Raw genomic sequence first — 18,763 nt, 5'->3', positions numbered from 1 at the left:
CAGCTTTCGCGTGTCCGCTCTACCGCCCGCCTCATTGTTCGACAGATTGTAAATATTGATGTGCAGCCGACTGTCACGGTCGGGATGTGCAGGCGGTGGATCGTGACTACAAAAGCTGACGGACGGGCCGATTCGCCAAACGATACATGCCGCCTAGACAGCTTTCCCAAACGACTCCCTCTTGTGCTGTAGTGCCGCGCAAAAGGCGGCTCGTCGCGGCGTTGATCGCCGTTCCGGGCCTGATGCCCGCGCTTGCGCACGCCCAGTTGGTGGGGGAAGCCGCGCAGCCGCAGCCTATCGACGCGCCATGGGGCATGCAGCTCGCCCCGCAGCTCGAAGAACATCCATTGCAGGCAGGCCAGAAGGCGGCGACCTTCGTGCTCGGCGACACGACGAGCGGCACCACCGACCAGGACATGGCCGCGAAAGGCGCGGCCGAGGTGCGGCGCAATACCTTCGTGATCAAGGCCGACGCGCTGCACTACGATCAGGACACGGACATGGCCGACGCATACGGCCAGGTTTTCCTGAACAACAACGGCGCCACGTTCGCCGGCCCGGAAGCGCATATGCGGGTGGACTCGAGTGAAGGCTTCATGTCCGCGCCGAAGTATCACTTCAACGTGACCGGCGGCTCGGGCAGCGCGGAGCGCGTCGACATGCTCGACAGCGAGCGCTCGGTGTTCACGAAGGGCACATACACGGCTTGCTCGTGCACGGACAGTCCGGGCTGGTATATCAAGGGCAGCGAGTTCGATTTCGACACCGGCGCGGACGAAGGCGTTGCGTACAACAGCGTGCTGTTCTTCCAGGGCGTGCCGGTATTCGCTTCGCCGTGGCTGTCGTTCCCGCTATCGGGCGAGCGGCGCAGCGGCATTCTGCCGCCCACGTTCTCGCTCAGTTCGTCGAACGGCTTCGAACTGTCGGTGCCGTACTACTTCAACATCGCGCCGAATCGCGACCTGACCGTGACGCCGCGGCTGATCTCGAAGCGCGGCGTGCAGTTGCAGTCGACCTTCCGTTATCTGTCGCCCAACTATTCGGGCTCGATCACCGGTGAATACCTGCCGGACGACCGCCTGACGAAGACCAACCGCTACGCGCTGTACATCCAGCACAACCAGAACTTCGGCGACGGGTTCGGCGGTTACATCTACTACAACAAGGTCTCGGACAACACGTATCCGGAAGACCTGTCGTCGTCGGTCAGTCAGTTCCAGAACGGCACCCAGCTCCTGTATCAACAGGAAGCCGGGTTGACCTACAACAACGGCCCGTGGTCCGTGCTGGCCCGTGAACAGCACTGGCAGACGCTGACGCCTTCGATTGCGCCGTACGGCCGCGAGCCGCAGTTGAACGTGAAGTACGCGAAGTACAACGTCGGCGGTTTCGACTACGGCGCGGAAGCCGACTACACGAATTTCCGCATCACCACGGCGGACACGACCCAGGGTCAGCGGGTGATGTTCAACCCGTACCTGTCGTATTCGGTGGTCGGGCCGGGTTACTTCGTTACGCCGAAGGTGCAGTGGCACTTTGCGTCGTACAACCTGAACAATATCGCTACAGCCGGTACGCCGAAGAATTTCACCGAGTCGATCCCGACGCTGACCTTCGACACCGGGCTGATTTTCGACCGTTCGGTGCGGATCTTCGGCGAGGATTACATCCAGACGCTGGAGCCGCGGCTCTACTACGTCTACACGCCGTACCGCAACCAGGAAAACGCGCCGCTGTTCGATACGGCCGACTCCGACTTCGGGCTGGCTGAAATCTTCACGCCGAACACGTTCGTCGGTAACGACCGGATCGCCGACGCGAACCGTCTGACCGCGGCGATTACCACGCGCTTCATCAACCCGGCCACGGGCGACGAACGCGCACGCTTCGTGATCGCGCAGCAGTATTACTTCCACGATCAGCGCGTCACGCTGCTGCCTACGCAGACCAGCACGCAGGCCACGCATTCGGACCTGATCGCGGGTGCGTCGCTCAAGCTCGGCGCCGGTTTCGCTTCGGAAACGGCGTTCCAATATAATGCCGACAACAACCAATTGACGAAGACGAGCGTCGGCTTCGGGTTCAGTCCGGCCAGCGGTAAGGTGATCAATGTCGCGTATCGCTACACCCGCGCGAACACCACGCTGGATAACCAGCCGATCAACCAGGTGCTGATTTCGGGGCAGTGGCCGTTGACGCACCGTGTGTACGGGGTAGGCCGTTTCAATTACGACCTGGGCGGGCACCGGATCGTCGACGGTCTGGTCGGCCTGCAATACGACGCTGACTGCTGGACGCTCGGCGCCGGGATCCAGCGCTATGCGAACGGTCTGAATACATCGTCGCAGCAGCAGTCGAGCACGCGGTTTCTCGCGCAGTTGACGTTCAAGGGCTTGTCGAGCGTCGACAATGGGCTGATTTCCGCATTCCGCTCGAGTGTGGCGGGCTATACGCCGTTGCCGCCGCCGCCGCCGCCGGAAGCGCGTTTCACCAATTACGAATGACGCTCGCGCGATCATTTATAGCATGCGAAAAGACGGGCCAGGCGCGCCCGACATCATTGGAGTATCTGTGGCAATCATGAAAAAGCTTCGCTTGGCAACGCTTGCGGCCGGTCTCGTCGCCGCGGCGTCTTTCCTGTCGGTAGCGCCCGTTCAGGCGCAGGCGCTGTCCAGCAATAGAGGCCAGACGGTCGACACCATTGCCGCAGTGGTCAACAACGGTGTCATCACGCGGCGCGAGCTCGACGACCGCATCGGCCTGATCACCCGCCGGCTGAACCAGCAGAACGCGCCGGTCCCGCCGATGGACCAGTTGCGCCAGCAGGTGCTCAACCAGATGGTGCTGGAACGCATCCAGTTGCAGAAGGCGAAAGAAGACGGCATCAACATCGACGACGCCGCTGTGCAAAAAACGCTCGAGCGGCTCGCGCAGGCGAACAACCTGACACTCGACATGTACCGTGCGCGTATCGAAGCGCAAGGCGTGCCCTGGACCACCTTCACGAACGACGCGCGCACCGAGCTCACGCTCTCGCGTCTGCGTGAGAAGGAAGTGGACAGCAAGGTCACGGTGTCGGACGCCGAGGTCGCGAACTACATCGCCAGCCAGCGCGGACCGAACTCCGGTCTGACGAGCGATCTGCACCTTCAGCACATCTTCCTGAAGGCGCCGCTGAACGCTTCGGAAACCGACATCGAAGCCGCGCAGCAAAAGGCCCAGGCGCTGCTGACCGAAGCCAAGGGCGGCGCCAACTTCGAAAAGCTGGCGAAGTCGAATTCGCAAGCCCCGGATGCCTCGAAAGGCGGCGATACGGGTTTCGTGACGCCGTCCAAGCTGCCGCCTGAGTTCGTCAAGGCCGCCTCGGCGCTGCGCCCGGGTGAGGTCAGCCCGGATCTGATCCGCACCAACGACGGCTTCGAAATCGTGCGCCTCGTTGATCGTCGCGCGGGCCAGGGTGCCAGCTCCGATGCACCGAAGCTCGTACAGACGCACGTTCGCCACATTCTGCTGCGCGTCGGCGACGGCATGTCCGAGCCGCAAGCGCGTCAGAAGCTGCTCGAAATCAAGAATCAGATCGCCGCAGGCGGCGACTTCGCAAAGTTCGCCCACACCTACTCGCAAGACGGTTCGTCGTCGCAAGGCGGCGACCTCGGCTGGATCAGCCCGGGCGAGACGGTGCCGGAATTCGAGCGCGCCATGAACAACCTGCAGGACGGTCAGATCAGCGACCCGGTGCGCAGCGAATACGGCTACCACCTGATTCAGGTGATAGGCCGCCGCGAATCGGAAGGCTCGGTTTCGCAGCAGATGGATCTGGCGCGTCAGGCAATCGGCCAGCGCAAGGCGGAACAGGCCTACGCCGACTGGTTGCGCGAACTGCGCGACACCGCCTATGTGGAAGTGAAGCCGCAGCTGACAAGCGCGCAATAAACGTCATGACAAGCGCCGCGCAGTCCACCAGCCTTCCGTTGCAGATCGCGATCACGACCGGCGAGCCTGCCGGCGTCGGTCCAGAACTGACCGTGCAGGCACTGGCGGGCGCGGCGGCGCATTGGCCCGGTGCCGAGTTCACCGTGCTGGGCGATGCAGATTTGCTGGCTGAGCGGGCACGTGCGGTAGGCGTCGATTGGGCCGCGCTGGTGGCGGACGGCAAGCGCGTGCGGGTGCAGCATCGACCGCTCGGCGCCCCCTCGGTGGCCGGCAAGCTGGACGCCGCCAACGGCCGCTACGTGCTCGATCTGCTCGACAGCGCGATCGACGGCGCCGTGGCCGGCAGGTTCGACGCCATCGTCACGGCGCCGCTGCAAAAAAGTACCATCAACGATGCCGGTGTACCGTTCACCGGGCACACGGAATACCTCGCCGAGCGTACGCATACGCCGCGCGTGGTGATGATGCTGGCCGGCACCGGCAAGCGTCCGTTGCGCGTTGCCCTCGCTACCACGCATCTGCCGCTCAAAGACGTCTCTGCCGCGCTGACGATCGAAGGTATCGTCGAGACGCTGCGCATCGTCGATCACGATCTGCGTCACCACTTTGGTCTGCCTGCGCCGCGCATCCTCGTCACGGGGTTGAACCCGCATGCGGGCGAAAACGGTTATCTGGGCCGCGAGGAAATCGAGGTGATTTCTCCCGCTCTGAAGCTCGCGAACGAGCAGGGCATCGACGCGCCTGGTCCCTATCCGGCAGACACCTTGTTCCAGCCGCGTTATCTGGAGCAGGCCGACTGCGTGCTGGCGATGTTCCACGACCAGGGCCTGCCGGTGTTGAAGTACGCAACGTTCGGCGAAGGCATCAACATCACGCTCGGCTTGCCGATCATCCGCACCTCGGTCGACCATGGCACCGCGCTCGATCTGGCCGGCACCGGCCGTGCCGACTCGGGCAGTCTGATCGCCGCGATCGATACGGCGGTTTCGATGGCGCAACACCGCCGCGCGGGCTGATCCAGCGATCGCGGCGCGGTTTGTGGTCCGCGCTGTTCTGGGTTTGCCCGCTGCCTGACCTTTGCGCGGTCGTTGCCTGTATTCCTGGTTTGTTCCTATTCTTAAGCAGTTCTCTTTTTAGCGTTTCTTCGATGTCCACCAGCAGACAGCAACCGGGCCGGCACCAAGGCCATATCGCGCGCAAGCGTTTCGGACAGAATTTTCTGGTCGATATGGGCGTGATCGATTCGATCGTCGACGTGATCCGGCCGCAGCGCGGCGAGCGCATGGTCGAGATCGGGCCGGGGCTTGGCGCGCTCACCGAACCGCTGATCGAGCGTCTGGCGACGCCCGAAGCACCGTTGCACGCCGTCGAGCTGGATCGCGATCTGATCGGCCGCCTCAAGACAAAATTCGGCGACCTGCTCGAGTTGCATGCGGGCGATGCACTCGCGTTCGACTTCGGCACGCTGGCCGCGCCGGGTGAGAAGGCGTCGCTGCGCATTGTCGGCAATCTGCCGTACAACATTTCGAGCCCGCTGCTGTTTCATCTGACCGCGTTCGCGGATCGCGTGATCGATCAGCATTTCATGCTGCAGAACGAAGTCGTCGAGCGGATGGTGGCGGAGCCGGGTACGAAGGCGTTCAGCCGCCTTTCGGTGATGCTGCAGTACCGCTACGTGATCGACAAGCAACTCGACGTGCCGCCTGATGCGTTCAACCCGCCGCCAAAGGTCGATTCGGCGATCGTGCGGATGATCCCGTACGAACTGCATGAACTGCCGGCCGTGGACGAGCGCGTTCTCGGCGAAGTGGTGACGGCGGCTTTCTCGCAGCGCCGCAAGATGTTGCGTAATACCCTGGCCGCGTTTCGCGACTCGGTGGATTTTGAGGCGCTGGGCTTCGATCTGCAACGCCGAGCCGAAGATGTGCCGGTGGCCGAATATGTGCGCGTCGCGCAGATCGTGGCGGCTTCGCCGTCGCGCGGCGCCGCGGCCTCGGAAACTGGGAATGACGACGCCTGAGCGGCGGCGCACGGTCTTGAAGGAAGCGCGCTGCGTCCTGCAGCGCGCGTGAAACTCCCCACGCCTTAAGCGGTTAAGCGGCGGCCCGCTTCGCCGGCAGGTTGACCAGCGCGATGCCGGCCAGCACCAACGCTGCAGCCATCAGAAAGCGCACGCTGAACGACTCGCCAAGCAACAGCACGCCGAAGGCCACGCCGAACAACGGCGTCAAGAACGAGAACACCGACAGGCGCGACGCGATATAACGCGTCAACAGCCAGAACCACAGCAGATAGCTGACGAACGCCACGATCACCGCCTGGTACGCGAGGCTCATCACCGCCAGCGGCGTGACGGTTTCCACGCGTGCCTGTCCGAGCCCCAGCGCGAGCGCGAGCAGCACCACCGCCGACACCGCCAATTGATAGAACAGCGTCTTGCTGGCGCTCGTGCAAGCGAGGCGCGTGGCACGCACCACCACGGTGGTCGCGGCCCATGTGATTCCGCCCAGCACACCGAGCGCGTCGCCGGCGACGCCCTTCAGCGTCGAGCCCTGCGCCCCATGGCCATGCAGGAAGCCGTCAGCGAATGCCAGCGCGATGCCGGTAAACGCCACCAGGATGCCGAGCCACTGAGTGCGGCGCATGCGCTCGCCGGCGACGAACCAGTGCAGCCCGAGTGCCGTGAAGCACGGTGCGGTGTACAGGAAGACCGCCATGCGCGAAGCGCTGGTTAGCGTCAGGCCAAGAAAAATGCACACGAACTCGCCCGCGAACAGCACGCCCGCGAGCAAGCCGGCGCCCAATGTGCCGTCGTCGCGAAAGAGCGGCGTACCGCGCGAGCGCGCCCATCCCCACACCAGCACGGCTGCTATTGCCGAGCGCAGGCCGGCCTGGAAGATCGGTGGCAGGGCGGCGTTGGTGCTCTTGATCGCGACTTGCTGGAGTCCCCAGATCGCGCACAAACCGATCATCAGCAGGATGGCGAAGCTATCCAGGGTACGGCGCGTGGACAGGGCGGTGGTGCTCATGGGTTGCGCAGGTTCACTGTCATAAGTCATACGATATCAAAGCCATCTGCCCCGTAATGCGATGACCCCATCGCCTACGCGTGCTTCTTTCAGGCTGCAAGCATTTCGATGACATAACAACACTTACTTCAGTCTATTTTCTTACAGCCCCTATTTCGCGCTAAGGTTCACCCACACGCATTTCGTCAGCTTATTCAAACAGTCTGAATTGGCTGTTGCGCGAGGTTCCGACGCGGACTTCGCATCTTGCCTGTCGATTTGCGCGGCCTCAGATGAACAGCGTGCCGGTACTTTGCAGCAGGCGTGGCGGTGTCGAAATATCCGTGAAAAGCGGGAATCTGTATGAGGAGACGAAATGAAGCGCGTAAGCAGGTGGGCGATGGCGGTGGTGCCGGCAGCGCTGGCGTGTCAAATGGCGCACGCTCAATCGAGCGTGACGCTCTACGGCGTGATCGACGAAAGTGTGCACTATCTGACCCACGCAAACCAGGCTGGCGATTCGTCGATCGGACTCGGTAACGGCGGCATGACGGAAAGCCGTTGGGGGATAAGGGGCGTCGAGGATCTGGGCGGCGGCTGGTCGACGTTCTTCAAGCTCGAAAACCGTTTCTACATGAATACCGGCCAAAGCGATCCCACCTTGCCGTTCTTCAATGAAGCGCAAGTGGGTGTGCGCTCGGATTCCCTTGGCCAGGTGATCTTCGGCCGTCAGTACAACGTGATGATCGAGGGCATTACCATCGGCGGCTACGGCAGCAATATCTGGGTTCCGTACGATTTCAGCTTCCAGCCGGAAGTGACGATGACAGGCGGCATCTGGACCAGCAACCAGGTGCAGTATCAGGCGAAATATGCCGGTTTCCATGTGGCTGCCGGCTACGCATTCGGCGGCAACGCGGGCAATTCGTACGGCAGCCAGATCGGCATGGCGCTGGCTTACGCGCCGGGTGGGCCGTTCACCTTCGGCGGCGCGTATCAGGAGTCGAAAGATTCGGTCAACGGCGCGGCCGCGAAAGCGTGGACTTTCGGCGGGTCGTACACGTGGAACCTGACCCGGTTTTCCGTCGGCTATATCGTCGATCAGAATGACGCCGGCTTTTCGAATTTCGCCAATGGGCCGTTCACCGCGCCCGCGTTGGCCGCGCTCAAATACACGGACTTTGCGCGGCGCCGCATGATCATGGGCGGCATCACCCAGCAGGTCAGCAACAAGTGGCACTTCGCAGCGAATGTCTGGCGCACGCTGCAGGATGGCAAAACCGCCGCGCAGAACGGTTCGGCATGGCAGTACCAATTGGTCGCCGACTACAACCTGTCCCTGCGCACCGATATCTATCTGGAAGGCGATTACTCGCTGTACCGGGGCGACCTGATCGGCGCGCAGTTGCAGGGCGTCAACGGTATCGGCCTTGCGCAGAAGGGTAGCCAGATCGGTTTGATGGCGGGCATGCGGCATCAGTTCTGAGTACTTGCCAACTTCGGCGCGCGCCCAGATTGCCCTCTGCCGTGCTGAGATGTTCGCCGTTCACGTTCACGGTGTAACTCGCGGTGGCGAACATGCTGCCGCGTGTCTCACCCCGGCGTGCCTTCCATACGCCGCTTCGACCGTTGCGGATCGATCAACGCGAAACCTGCCGTACCCACGATCAGTAACAACGTGCCGGTTACCGCGAATCCGATCTCATAGCCACGCACGTCGCCCGCTGCGCCGAGCAGCTTGCCCATCGCGATGGGTCCGATCAGTCCGGCGGTGGTAACGATCGAGTTGGTGATCGCGAGCAGCGCACCCCGCCGCGCCGCCGGCGCGACTTCGGCGACCAGCATCGGGCCGAAGGTGAACGTCTGGATCGCCAACGCGCTGGCGAGTCCCATCAGCGCGACTTTCAGGAACGGCGGCGCACCGAACAGCAGTGAGCAGTACGCCAACCCGCTCACCACGCATGCCGCGCTGATCAGTTTGCCGCGCGCTACCTTCGACGGCACGCCGCGTTTGAGCATGGGATGCGAAGCCATCGCGAGCGCGATGCCGAGCGGGATCTGCGCCGCGACTTGCAGCGCGAACAACCAACCCGCCTGAGTCGCGCCAAAGCCGAGGCCGAGCCGGAAATACGCCGGCACCCAGGTGAAGCCGATCGCGATCACCGCATAGCCGACAAAGCATTGCAGCATCACGCCGATAACCGTGCGGTCGCTGAGCATGCGCCGAAAGCGTAATGACGCAGCACGTGGGCCGGTCGCTGTGGCGCCAAACGCGGGTGATGGGTTGTGCTGACGATTACCCGTCTTGCCCAGGCACAGCCATAAAGCGGTCCAGCCGATGCCCACCGCGCCGAGCGTGAGAAATGTCGCGTGCCAGTGCCACTGCTGCGAGATATAGGTGAGCAACGGTCCGGCGATGATGACGCCCGCAGTCGCCCCTTGTTGAACGATGGCCGTGGGGAGATTGCGTTCGTGGTCGTCGAACCAGGTGTAGACCACATGCAGCGCGAGCGGTGAGGCCGGCCCTTCGCCCGCCCCCAGCAGGACGCGGCACAGCAGCAGCACGGCAAAGCCGGTTGGCCATGCGAGCGGCAACTGCGCTACCGCCCAGATCAGCGCAAGCGCGGCGAGCAGCCATTTCATATTGACGCGGTCGACGATCAGACCGACGGCGATACCCGAGATCGAGAACAACAGGAAAAACGCGCTGCCGACGAGGCCGAACTGACTGTGCGTCAACTGCATGTCATGCATCAGCGGGATCGCGACCAGACCGAGCACGGCCTTGTCGGCGAAGTTGATCAGCATAAACAGGAACAGCGAGGCGACGATCACCCAGCGGCGGCCTTGCGCGGTCTCGCGTGCTTGGGTGGGATAAGCCGACGCTGTGTCGGCGGCAAGCGCCGTGCAGCGCTTCGTGCTGCTGAGGAAAGTGGGCAAAACGTGTCTCCATTTCTGGCGCAAGGCGCTGGGTTTTCGCCCATTTGAGGTGGTATAACTGAATTGTTCAAGTGCATTCTCGTTATCGGGAGCTTGCAAACTATGCATGAGGTCAATTCCCGCCGCCTTACCCATCTGATCGCGCTCGCCGAGGAAGGCAGCTTTGCGCGCGCCGCAGAGCGTGTTCATCTGAGCCAGCCCGCATTGAGCCGCAGCATTCAGGCGCTCGAAGAGGAAGTCGGCATGAAATTGTTCGACCGCGCCGCACGCGGCGTCGCGATGACGGCGGCCGGGCGGCTGCTGGTCGAGCGCGCCCGGCGCGTGCTGTTCGAAACGCGCTGTCTGTTCCGCGACGTCGAACTGCTGAAGGCGCACGAGCTCGGCGAGGTGCACATCGGCCTCGGGCCTTACGCGGCCGTGGTGTTGCTGCCGGACCTGCTGGTGGAGTTCACGCGGCGCTTTCCGAAGATCAAGGTGTCGATCGAACTCGGCGAAGGCGATGCGCTGTTTGCCAAGCTGCGCGCCGAACAGGTCGACTTTCTCGTCACCGACCGCCGTGTGCCGCCCGTCACGCCCGATGTCACGTTGCAGCGTCTGCCGCGTCACGAGGGCGGCTGGTTCGCGCGGCCGGACCATCCGCTGTTTGCGCGCGGTACGGTGCCGCTCGCGGCGTTGCGCGAGTTCCCGCTGGTCTCGGTGACCTTGCCCGCGTTCATGAAGGACGCCCTGCATCGCCTGCTTAAGTACCGTGCGCACGAGCAGATTCCGCTGCAGATCGAATGTAACGACGTGGCGGTGCTGAAGGACGTCGTGGCGCAAACCGATGCCGTGCTGTTTTCCACGGCATCCGCGGTGCGGCGCGATCTGGAGATGCGGCGGCTGGCGCGCATTCCGCTCGTCAATCCGCCGCGTCTCGCGCTGGAATTCGCGCTGGTGTATCTGGCCGAGCGCACGCCTTCGCCTGCCGCGTATTCCGCGTTGGGACTCGCCGAACAGGTGATGGAGGACGCCAATCGCGCCGCGCGGGGCTTGCTCCATGCCGACTCATTGGCGACATGAAGGGACCGCTGAATGGCCGCTCGGGTGATCGCAGGAGCGGCCCCCGTGATTACCCTGGATGCGGTTGACACAGCGATCCCAATCGCGGACGATCCGGAATCCAGATTCCGGTTTTCCCTGAATCTTCATTTTTTCCGAGCAGCGAACCGAGGCTGAACACCGCATGACGACGACTTCACCGCGCGGCCGCGAAGCGCAGCCCAGCGCTATCGCCGCGCCGCGTCAGACGCGCAGTCAGCAGGGGCTCGTTCGCATGCTGCAAGCCGGACGGGAGTTGATCGAGGCGAGCGGTAATCTCGACGATCTGTCGATCAACGACATCGTCGAGCGCGCGGATACGTCGATCGGCGCGTTCTATCGGCGCTTCGACAACAAGGACAGTTTCTTCGAAGTCGTTCAGGACGCGGCGATGCAGGAGGGGCTCGCGCACATCCGCGAGACCGTCGAGCGTGACCCGGCGTGGCGTTCGAACGATGCGGGCACGCTTGCCGATGCTGTCATTACGTTTTACGTGCTGACGTTCCGGCGCAATCGCGGGCTGTATCACGCGTCGTTGCTGCGGGCGTCGCAACGCAAAGCCAGTTGGGACGCCGTGAAATCGACCAATCACGAAGTGCTGGCGATGATCGTGCCGCGTCTCGTTAGCGCGTTGGCGCAGTCGCGTGGCATCAAGGCTGACGGCGAGGCTACCCAGGCGCTCGAATTCGAAGTGCGCGCCACCCTGCAGATGATCCTCGGCATGCTGGTCAACAGCGTGCTGAACGACCCGGGTCCGTTGTCGCTCTCCAGCCGGCAATTGCGGTCGTGGCTGCAAATCCGGGTGCGGCGCTGCCTTGGTTTGCCGGACGGCTGATTTTTTTTGCCTAAAAATCGGAATCCGAATTCCGGTTCCATTAATCGAAAACACAGACAGATGCCGCGCGATTTCCATAACGCGCAGACACATAGTCAAGGAGACACCGCATGAACTCATGTTGCCCCGAACGCGTCCGCAATCCCGCCTTCGACGCGCCGCATATCGGCGAACCACTCGATGTCGCGTTCGACGCCGGTGTGAACCTTGCCTACGCCGTCGCCGCGCCGACCGTGCCGCCGCGCCTGACCGAACACTCGCGGCGCATGGCGCAGCGTATCTACCGTGTCGCCGAGCGCGTGTATTGCGCAGTCGGCTACGCGATCGCGAACATCATCTTCGTGGTCGGCGACGACGGCATCGTGGTCATCGATGCGACTGAGGCGGTGTCCGCTGCGAAACGCATCTATGAGGATTTCTGCGCGATCGATCCGCGTCATGCCGAACTGCCGGTCAAGGCCGTCGTCTATACGCACAACCACACGGACCACACCGGCGGCGTGCGCGGTTTCGTCGATGAAGCCGCGCTCGAGGCGGGCAGCGTCGAGATCATCGCGCACCGCTCGTTGATGGACACGGTGATCAACAACGCAAACCTCGTGGCGCCGATTCTCGCCACGCGGTCGGCCTACAGCTTCGGCACGCTGCTGCCGGCCGGCGCGACCGGCAAGGTCAACGCGGGCATCGGACCCGTACTGATCGCCGAGCCGGCGAGCTTTTTCGCGCCGACCCGCGTGTTCGACGACACGCTCGATATCGTGCTGGCGGGCGTGCGTTTCGAGTTCCGCTATGCGCCTTCCGAAGCCGACGACGAAATCGTCATGTGGCTGCCCGAGCTTGGCGTGCTGCTGTCGGCGGAAGTGATCCAGGGCGAGTGTCTCGCGAACGTGCATACACTGCGCGGCACGCGTTATCGCGACCCGGTGCGCTGGTATCAGACCATCGACATGATGCGTGGCTTCAACGCGGCGCATATGGTGCCGGCGCATGGTCGTCCGGTATCGGGCGCGCAGTATGTCGCCGAGGTGCTGTGCGTGTATCGCGACGCCATCCAGTTCATCCATGATCAGACCATTCGCCACATGAACTTCGGTCTAAGCCCGGATGAACTCGCAGAGGCCATTCCCGCGCTGCCGCCGCATCTCGCGGAGCATGCGTGGCTTGGCGAGTACTACGGCACGGTCAAGCATTCGGTGCGGCAGGTGTATAGCGGTCAGCTCGGCTGGTTCGATGGCGATCCGGCGTCGCTCGATCCGCTGCCGCGTGCTGAACGTTCGCAGCGCATGGTGAAGATGATGGGCGGCGTGGAGGCGGTTCGTGCCGCTGCGCGTATCGCCCTGGGTGACGGCGACTGGCGTTGGGCCGCGGAACTGGCCACGCTGCTGGTGCGCCTCGATACAAGCGACGCCGATGCCCGCAACATCAAGGCGAGCGCGTTGCGCGAACTGGGCTACCGCACGGTGAACACCAATTGGCGCAACTGGTATCTGAGCGCGGCGCGCGAACTCGAACACGCCTACGACGAACTGCCGTTCGCGGGCAGTTCGAGCCTCGCCTCGACGGACGTGTTGCGCGCTCAACCGTTGCGCAATGTGTTCCAGCGCTTTAGCGTGAACGTCGATCCGGAACGTAGCGCCGATGTGCAGATGACACTCGCATTCCGCGTGACGGATCGCAATGAAACGCATACGCTCGAATTGCGGCGTGGCGTGTTGCAGATTCACGAGCGCACCCCGTCGGCGATCGATGTTCAACTCGCGCTGGAAACCAGCACCCTGTACGGCATGTTGCGCGACATGCCGTCGCAGTTGCCCAAGTACATCGAGAACGGCACAGTAGTGCTGGAGCGCGGCACGGCCGAGCAGTTGCGCAGATTCTTCGATTGCTTCGACCGGCCCTCGCAGCGTATGCCTGCACTTACCACGCGATAGAAGCGGCTCGCATCGGCGAGTCAGGGCGACGGCGCAACGGCACATCGTGCATCGGCGCATCGCGATGCGAAACCCAAGGAGGAGACATGGAAAAAATCTGGTTGAAGTCCTATCCGCCAGGCGTGCCGGCGGAGATCGACACTACGCAGTTCAGTTCTGTCGGTGACTTGCTGGAGCAGAGTTTCTTGGCGCATGCCGCGGAGCGTGCGTTCGTTTGCATGGGACACGAGTTGACCTACGGCGAGCTCGATGCGAAGTCACGCCATCTTGCGGCGTGGTTTCAATGGTTAGGTCTTGCACGCGGCGCACGCATCGCCGTAATGCTGCCGAACGTGTTGCAGTATCCGGTGGTCATGGCGGCCATCCTGCGTGCCGGTTACGTGGTGGTGAACGTTAATCCGTTGTACACGCCGCGAGAACTCGAGCATCAGTTGAACGACAGCGGTGCTGAAGCAATCGTGCTGCTCGAACCGTTCGCGAAGACGCTCGAGACGGTGCAAGCGCATACGTCGATCAAGCATGTCGTGCTGACGTCGATCGGTGAGATGCTCGGCGCTGGTAGTCCTGAGGTGGAGGAAAATGTGCCGCCCGCTTCGTGTATTGCGCTGAACGATGCGATCGCGCGTGGTTCGGACTCGGGCTTCACACCCGTCACGCTCACGCAAAGCGATGTGGCGGTGCTGCAATACACCGGTGGCACCACCGGCGTTTCGAAGGGCGCCACCTTGCTGCACGGCAACCTGATCGCCAACGTCCTGCAATCGGAGTTGTGGCGCGAACCGGTGTATCGCGGGCGCACCGACATCAAGCAGTACATCACGGTCGTCGCGCTGCCGCTGTATCACATCTTCGGGCTGACGGTTTGCGGTTTGCTGACGATGCGTTGCGGCGGCATGGGCATCCTGATTCCGAATCCGCGCGATTTGCCGGGGCTTATCAAAGCCTTGCGAGGCTACGCGATCAACTCTTTCCCCGGCGTGAACACGATGTACAACGCGCTGCTGAACGAGCCGGACTTCAATTCGCTCGACTTCTCGAAGCTGGTGCAATCGAACGGCGGCGGCATGGCGGTGCAACAAGCCGTCGCGCAACGTTGGCAAGCGTTGACCGGTGTGCCGATCGTCGAAGGTTATGGGCTATCGGAAACCTCGCCGTGCGCCACGACCAATCTGCCGACGTCCACTGCGTTTACGGGGACGGTCGGTTTGCCGTTGCCGTCCACGGAAATTTCGATTCGCGACGACGCCGGCAACGACGTGCCGCTCGGCGAGCGCGGCGAAATCTGCATTCGCGGGCCGCAGGTGATGGCTGGCTACTGGAACCGTCCCGACGAAACCGCGAAGGCGATGACGCCGGACGGCTTCTTCAAATCCGGTGACATCGGCGTGATGACGGAAGAAGGTTTCGTGAAGATCGTCGATCGTAAGAAGGACATGATTCTGGTGTCGGGCTTCAACGTCTATCCAAACGAAATCGAGGACGTGGTGGCGAAGCATCCGGGCGTGTTCGAAGTGGTGGCGGTGGGCGTGCGGGACGCGGAGGCGGGCGAGGTGGTGAAGCTTTACGTCGTGAAGAAAGACCCAGCGCTCACCGACGCGGACATTCTTGCATTCTGCAAGGAGCAACTGACGGGTTACAAGCGGCCCAAGATCATCGAGTTCCGCAGCGAACTGCCGAAGACCAATGTCGGCAAGATTCTGCGGCGCGCATTGCGCGACGAGGCGAAAAGCGCGGGCTGAAACGGGCACGCCGCGCGTGTTGCCGCATGTCGGCAGGTGTGGCGCGCCCTGCAACGCAGCGTGATTCCGGGTACATTGTCGTTCTCGACATCACGCACTAGGGAGTACACGATGCGCCTGCTTCACACCATGCTCCGGGTCGGCGACCTGGACCGTTCGATTGCCTTTTACACCGAGTTGCTCGGGATGAAATTGCTGCGCCGCGATGACTATCCGGACGGTAAATTCACGCTGGCTTTCGTCGGCTACGAAGACGAACGTGACGGCACCGTTCTCGAACTCACGCACAACTGGGACACGCCGAAGTACGACCTAGGCACCGGCTTTGGGCACCTCGCCGTCGAAGTCGCAGACGCGTACGCCGCGTGCGACAAGATCAAGGCTCAGGGCGGTAAGGTTGTGCGCGAAGCCGGCCCGATGAAACACGGCACCACCGTGATTGCTTTTGTCGAAGATCCGGACGGCTACAAGATCGAGTTCATCCAGAAGAAAAAGTGACGTGAGCGGACGGGTGAGGACATGCAATGAATAACCGCAATCCCTACTTCAAAGAACTCGACGACATCCACGTCGAAATTCAGACTTTGTTCGACGGCTCCGCGGATCACGGCGCGCTGGATCGCATCATGGCGCGCTTCGCTCCGCAATTCACGCTGGTGATGCCGTCCGGTCTCGCACTGGACCACGCCGGCCTGCGCGAGATTTTCGCGAAGCTGAACGGCGCGCGCCCCGGCTCGCAGATCACGATTCGCGATATGGAGATCGTGTCCGAGTATCCGTCGGGCGCGGTGGTGAAGTATCGGGAATATCAGCGCGACAACGCGGGCAATGCGAACGTGCGGCGCTCGACGGCGGTGATGGATCTCGACGCGCACGGCAAGGTGACGTGGCGTCACCTGCAGGAAACTTTCTGCACGGAGTGAGCTGCGGGTTTTAGAAGGCTGGCGCTTCGGGTTGAGGCGCCGGCTTTAAGGCTTCATGGCCGAAGAGGACCTGAAGGCCTCAAAGCGTCGGCAGCAATTCCGGCGGATGCGACTTCAACGTCTGCCGCGCTTCGCGGAATTCCGGAAAAATCGATTCGACAGTCTGCCAGAAGCGCGGACTGTGATTCATCTCGCGCAGATGCGCGAGCTCGTGCGCCACGACGTAATCGATGATCGACAGCGGGAAGTGAATCAGCCGCCAGTTCAGGCGGATTTTCCCATCGCTCGAACAGCTGCCCCAACGCGTGGCCGCCGAAGAGAGCGCATATGCGCGATAGTTGACGCCCAGCTTCTCCGCATAGATCGCAAGGCGCTCGCCGAACAGGCGCTTCGCTTCGCCTTGCAGCCAGCCCTGCACACGATCCTTGATCTGCTGCGGGTCCGCTTGCAACGGCAGCGGCACTTGCAGTGCGCCTTCATCCGCGTTGAACGCGAGCGTGCCTTGCGGCGAACCGAGCTTCACGCGCACCGGCTGGCCGAGATACGGCACTTCCGCACCATCTTTCCAGTCGACCTTGGGCAACGCGCGCTGTTCGACACGCGTTTGCCATTCGATCAGTTTCGCGAAAATCCAGCGCTGCTTTTCGGTGATCGCGGTTTCGATATCCGCGAGCGTGACCCAACGTGGTGCGGTAATCATCAGGCCGGTGCTGTCGATCGCAAAGCCGATCGAGCGGCGTGCCGAGCGCTTGAGCGCATAGTGCAGCGTGCGCGAACCAATGGTGAGGCTGCGCAGCTTGGTGCCGTCCGGTGCGAGCGGCACGGCCGGCTGCTGTCCGCTCTGCGAGCCCGTTGATGGTGCGGAGGGTGTTGGGGACGACGACGTCGACCCCGGCTCGGCGAAGAGCGGGAGATCGAGCTGCCGGTTATCGAGCGCCGCAGCGGGCTGCGACGTAGGAGACTTCTGCATCGGATTCGGCTTCGCGCAAATGCGCCTTCGAGGGCGCGGGCGCGTCAGATTGGTGCGGCGGCGGAGCTGCTTTCCGCCGCGCGGTACGCAGTAGGATCGATGCGGCGCATTTCAGCTTCGATCCACTGTTCGACGCGCGTGTTCACTTCATCGGGCGTGAGCCCCGTCGTGTCGATTGGCTTGCCGATCGACACTGTGACTATACCCGCATATTTGAGAAACGAGTTGCGCGGCCACACACGTCCGGCGTTGTGCGCGATCGGCACGACCGGCGCGCCGGTAGCAATCGCAAAACGCGCGCCGCCGGTTTTGTACTTGCCTTGCTTGCCGGTCGGCGTGCGCGTGCCTTCCGGAAACATAATCACCCAGGCGCCTTCCGCCATGCGCTGCTTGCCTTGCTTGATGACAGATTCGAACGCGTACTTGCCTTCCTTGCGGTCGATGTGGACCATCTTCAGCATGCCCAATGCCCAGCCGAAGAATGGCACGTACAGCAGCTCGCGCTTGAACACGTAGCACAGCGGCCGCGGCATCAGCGCCGGAAACGCCAGCGTTTCCCATGCCGATTGATGCTTGGACAGCAGCACGGCCGGACCATCGGGCAGGTTCTCAAAGCCTTTGATGTTGTAGCGGATGCCGTTCAGCCAACGCACCGTGTGAAGCGTGGCGCGGCACCAGCCGGCCGCCATCCAGTAGCGATTGTCGGCGCGCATGAACGGGAACGCGATGAAGCACGCGGTTGCGTACGGCACCGTGAAGAGCACGAAGTAGATCAGCAGCAGCAAAGAACGGATGAAGCGCATCGGCGTGGTCAGTGAGAGTTGGGGACGCGCGTGGCGCGCGTCACTCGTGAGCGTCGGAAAGGAAGTCGAGTGCGAACGCGCGCAGGTCGTCGTGCACGCGCGAGCCCTCGGGCAAGCCGCCCGCTGCGAGTGTCTTGCGGCCTTTGCCGGTCAGCACCAGATGCGTCGGATGGCCGAGCGAGGCGCCCGCTTGCAGGTCGCGCATCGCGTCGCCGACCACCGGCGTATGGTGCGGATCGACTTCGAAACGTTCGGCGATCATCTTCAGCATGCCGGGCTTCGGTTTGCGGCATTCGCAGTGATCTTGCGCCGTGTGCGGGCAGAAGAACACGGCGTCGATGCGCCCGCCGACCGCCGCCGCCATGCGATGCATTTTCAGATGCATGGCGTTGAGCGCGTTCATGTCGAAGAGACCGCGGCCGATGCCCGACTGGTTGGTCGCGATCGCCACGCGATAACCCGCCTGGTTCAGCCGCGCGATCGCTTCGAGCGAACCGGGCAGGGCAACCCATTCGTCCGGCGACTTGATGAACGCGTCGGAATCGACGTTGATCACGCCGTCGCGGTCGAGGATCACCACTTTTTTGGTCGGCATGGCGCGGGG

At 62.8% G+C, this 18,763-nt stretch carries 16 protein-coding genes; 11 read left to right on the top strand and 5 right to left on the bottom strand.

All coding sequences use genetic code 11. The annotated features are described in order from the left end of the window. Positions 1–146: 146 nt before the first annotated feature. The 4 genes from KHO33_RS24055 (at position 147) to rsmA (ending at position 5,953) form a co-directional block, all read left to right on the top strand. On the top strand, positions 147–2,504 hold the full coding sequence (locus tag KHO33_RS24055) for an LPS-assembly protein LptD (RefSeq protein WP_054037707.1): 2,358 nt from the start codon (positions 147–149) through the stop codon (positions 2,502–2,504). A 67-nt stretch (positions 2,505–2,571) separates the two neighbouring features. After that, the gene (locus tag KHO33_RS24050; protein ID WP_200563867.1) at positions 2,572–3,933 is read left to right on the top strand and encodes a peptidylprolyl isomerase; all 1,362 of its coding nucleotides are present in this window, start codon (positions 2,572–2,574) and stop codon (positions 3,931–3,933) included. Between the two features lie 5 nt (positions 3,934–3,938). Further along, positions 3,939–4,949 (top strand): 4-hydroxythreonine-4-phosphate dehydrogenase PdxA, encoded by a 1,011-nt coding sequence (pdxA, locus tag KHO33_RS24045; RefSeq protein WP_200563865.1) that lies wholly within the window; start codon positions 3,939–3,941, stop codon positions 4,947–4,949. Between the two features lie 131 nt (positions 4,950–5,080). Next, positions 5,081–5,953 carry a 16S rRNA (adenine(1518)-N(6)/adenine(1519)-N(6))-dimethyltransferase RsmA gene (gene rsmA / locus KHO33_RS24040; protein ID WP_200563863.1) on the top strand — a complete coding sequence of 291 codons (873 nt, stop codon included), beginning with the start codon at positions 5,081–5,083 and terminating at the stop codon, positions 5,951–5,953. A gap of 73 nt (positions 5,954–6,026) precedes the next feature. Here rsmA and KHO33_RS24035 read toward each other — a convergent pair whose 3' ends face one another. Continuing rightward, positions 6,027–6,962 carry a DMT family transporter gene (locus KHO33_RS24035; RefSeq protein WP_200563861.1) on the bottom strand — a complete coding sequence of 312 codons (936 nt, stop codon included), beginning with the start codon at positions 6,960–6,962 and terminating at the stop codon, positions 6,027–6,029. Positions 6,963–7,317: 355 nt separating this feature from the next. On the opposite strand from KHO33_RS24035, the gene KHO33_RS24030 reads away from it, so the two are divergent. After that, a complete protein-coding gene (locus tag KHO33_RS24030) occupies positions 7,318–8,427 on the top strand; it encodes a porin (protein ID WP_054037711.1) in 1,110 nt (369 codons plus the stop codon). Between the two features lie 107 nt (positions 8,428–8,534). Here the strand turns inward: KHO33_RS24030 and KHO33_RS24025 are convergent, their stop codons facing one another. Then, the gene (locus tag KHO33_RS24025; RefSeq protein WP_200563859.1) at positions 8,535–9,881 is read right to left on the bottom strand and encodes an MFS transporter; all 1,347 of its coding nucleotides are present in this window, start codon (positions 9,879–9,881) and stop codon (positions 8,535–8,537) included. A 102-nt stretch (positions 9,882–9,983) separates the two neighbouring features. Here KHO33_RS24025 and KHO33_RS24020 point away from each other — a divergent pair, with 102 nt between their 5' ends. The 6 genes from KHO33_RS24020 to KHO33_RS23995 all read left to right on the top strand — a co-directional run bounded on the left by KHO33_RS24020 (position 9,984) and on the right by KHO33_RS23995 (position 16,386). Next, positions 9,984–10,940: a LysR family transcriptional regulator gene (locus KHO33_RS24020; protein ID WP_200563857.1), complete on the top strand. Its 957-nt coding sequence runs from the start codon at positions 9,984–9,986 to the stop codon at positions 10,938–10,940. Between the two features lie 163 nt (positions 10,941–11,103). Further along, the gene (locus KHO33_RS24015; RefSeq protein ID WP_200563855.1) at positions 11,104–11,793 is read left to right on the top strand and encodes a TetR/AcrR family transcriptional regulator; all 690 of its coding nucleotides are present in this window, start codon (positions 11,104–11,106) and stop codon (positions 11,791–11,793) included. A gap of 110 nt (positions 11,794–11,903) precedes the next feature. Beyond that, positions 11,904–13,724 (top strand): alkyl sulfatase dimerization domain-containing protein, encoded by a 1,821-nt coding sequence (locus KHO33_RS24010; RefSeq protein ID WP_200563853.1) that lies wholly within the window; start codon positions 11,904–11,906, stop codon positions 13,722–13,724. Between the two features lie 86 nt (positions 13,725–13,810). Beyond that, on the top strand, positions 13,811–15,463 hold the full coding sequence (locus KHO33_RS24005) for a long-chain-fatty-acid--CoA ligase (RefSeq protein ID WP_054037721.1): 1,653 nt from the start codon (positions 13,811–13,813) through the stop codon (positions 15,461–15,463). Positions 15,464–15,574: 111 nt separating this feature from the next. Continuing rightward, a complete protein-coding gene (gene gloA, locus KHO33_RS24000; RefSeq protein WP_054037722.1) occupies positions 15,575–15,961 on the top strand; it encodes a lactoylglutathione lyase in 387 nt (128 codons plus the stop codon). A gap of 26 nt (positions 15,962–15,987) precedes the next feature. Beyond that, positions 15,988–16,386: a hypothetical protein gene (locus tag KHO33_RS23995; protein ID WP_054037724.1), complete on the top strand. Its 399-nt coding sequence runs from the start codon at positions 15,988–15,990 to the stop codon at positions 16,384–16,386. Positions 16,387–16,465: 79 nt separating this feature from the next. Here KHO33_RS23995 and KHO33_RS23990 read toward each other — a convergent pair whose 3' ends face one another. From KHO33_RS23990 to gmhB, 3 genes are read right to left on the bottom strand one after another with little or no spacing between them, the layout of a single operon-like run. Beyond that, positions 16,466–17,356: a M48 family metallopeptidase gene (locus KHO33_RS23990; protein WP_200563851.1), complete on the bottom strand. Its 891-nt coding sequence runs from the start codon at positions 17,354–17,356 to the stop codon at positions 16,466–16,468. A 44-nt stretch (positions 17,357–17,400) separates the two neighbouring features. Next, entirely contained in the window at positions 17,401–18,159 is a 759-nt protein-coding gene (locus KHO33_RS23985) for a lysophospholipid acyltransferase family protein (protein ID WP_200563849.1), read from the bottom strand. A gap of 40 nt (positions 18,160–18,199) precedes the next feature. Further along, positions 18,200–18,754, bottom strand: a complete 555-nt coding sequence (gene gmhB / locus KHO33_RS23980) for a D-glycero-beta-D-manno-heptose 1,7-bisphosphate 7-phosphatase (protein WP_200563847.1) — start codon at positions 18,752–18,754, stop codon at positions 18,200–18,202. Between the last annotated feature and the right edge of the window lie 9 nt (positions 18,755–18,763).

The sequence above is a fragment of the Paraburkholderia nemoris genome (genome assembly GCF_905221015.1).
Lineage (GTDB): Bacteria > Pseudomonadota > Gammaproteobacteria > Burkholderiales > Burkholderiaceae > Paraburkholderia > Paraburkholderia nemoris.
Note: the sequence above shows the minus strand (reverse complement) of the source record. Positions and strands in the feature narration are given on the sequence as shown.

What these genes read in the sequence shown, in the direction of transcription:
- KHO33_RS24015 (WP_200563855.1), top strand. Translation starts at nt 11,104, where the DNA reads ATGACGACGACTTCACCGCGCGGCCGCGAAGCGCAGCCCAGCGCTATC.
- KHO33_RS24005 (WP_054037721.1), top strand. Translation starts at nt 13,811, where the DNA reads ATGGAAAAAATCTGGTTGAAGTCCTATCCGCCAGGCGTGCCGGCGGAG.
- KHO33_RS23990 (WP_200563851.1), bottom strand. Translation starts at nt 17,356, where the DNA reads ATGCAGAAGTCTCCTACGTCGCAGCCCGCTGCGGCGCTCGATAACCGG.
- KHO33_RS24010 (WP_200563853.1), top strand. Translation starts at nt 11,904, where the DNA reads ATGAACTCATGTTGCCCCGAACGCGTCCGCAATCCCGCCTTCGACGCG.
- KHO33_RS24035 (WP_200563861.1), bottom strand. Translation starts at nt 6,962, where the DNA reads ATGAGCACCACCGCCCTGTCCACGCGCCGTACCCTGGATAGCTTCGCC.
- KHO33_RS24030 (WP_054037711.1), top strand. Translation starts at nt 7,318, where the DNA reads ATGAAGCGCGTAAGCAGGTGGGCGATGGCGGTGGTGCCGGCAGCGCTG.
- gmhB (WP_200563847.1), bottom strand. Translation starts at nt 18,754, where the DNA reads ATGCCGACCAAAAAAGTGGTGATCCTCGACCGCGACGGCGTGATCAAC.
- KHO33_RS23985 (WP_200563849.1), bottom strand. Translation starts at nt 18,159, where the DNA reads ATGCGCTTCATCCGTTCTTTGCTGCTGCTGATCTACTTCGTGCTCTTC.
- rsmA (WP_200563863.1), top strand. Translation starts at nt 5,081, where the DNA reads ATGTCCACCAGCAGACAGCAACCGGGCCGGCACCAAGGCCATATCGCG.
- KHO33_RS24020 (WP_200563857.1), top strand. Translation starts at nt 9,984, where the DNA reads ATGCATGAGGTCAATTCCCGCCGCCTTACCCATCTGATCGCGCTCGCC.
- KHO33_RS23995 (WP_054037724.1), top strand. Translation starts at nt 15,988, where the DNA reads ATGAATAACCGCAATCCCTACTTCAAAGAACTCGACGACATCCACGTC.
- gloA (WP_054037722.1), top strand. Translation starts at nt 15,575, where the DNA reads ATGCGCCTGCTTCACACCATGCTCCGGGTCGGCGACCTGGACCGTTCG.
- pdxA (WP_200563865.1), top strand. Translation starts at nt 3,939, where the DNA reads ATGACAAGCGCCGCGCAGTCCACCAGCCTTCCGTTGCAGATCGCGATC.
- KHO33_RS24055 (WP_054037707.1), top strand. Translation starts at nt 147, where the DNA reads ATGCCGCCTAGACAGCTTTCCCAAACGACTCCCTCTTGTGCTGTAGTG.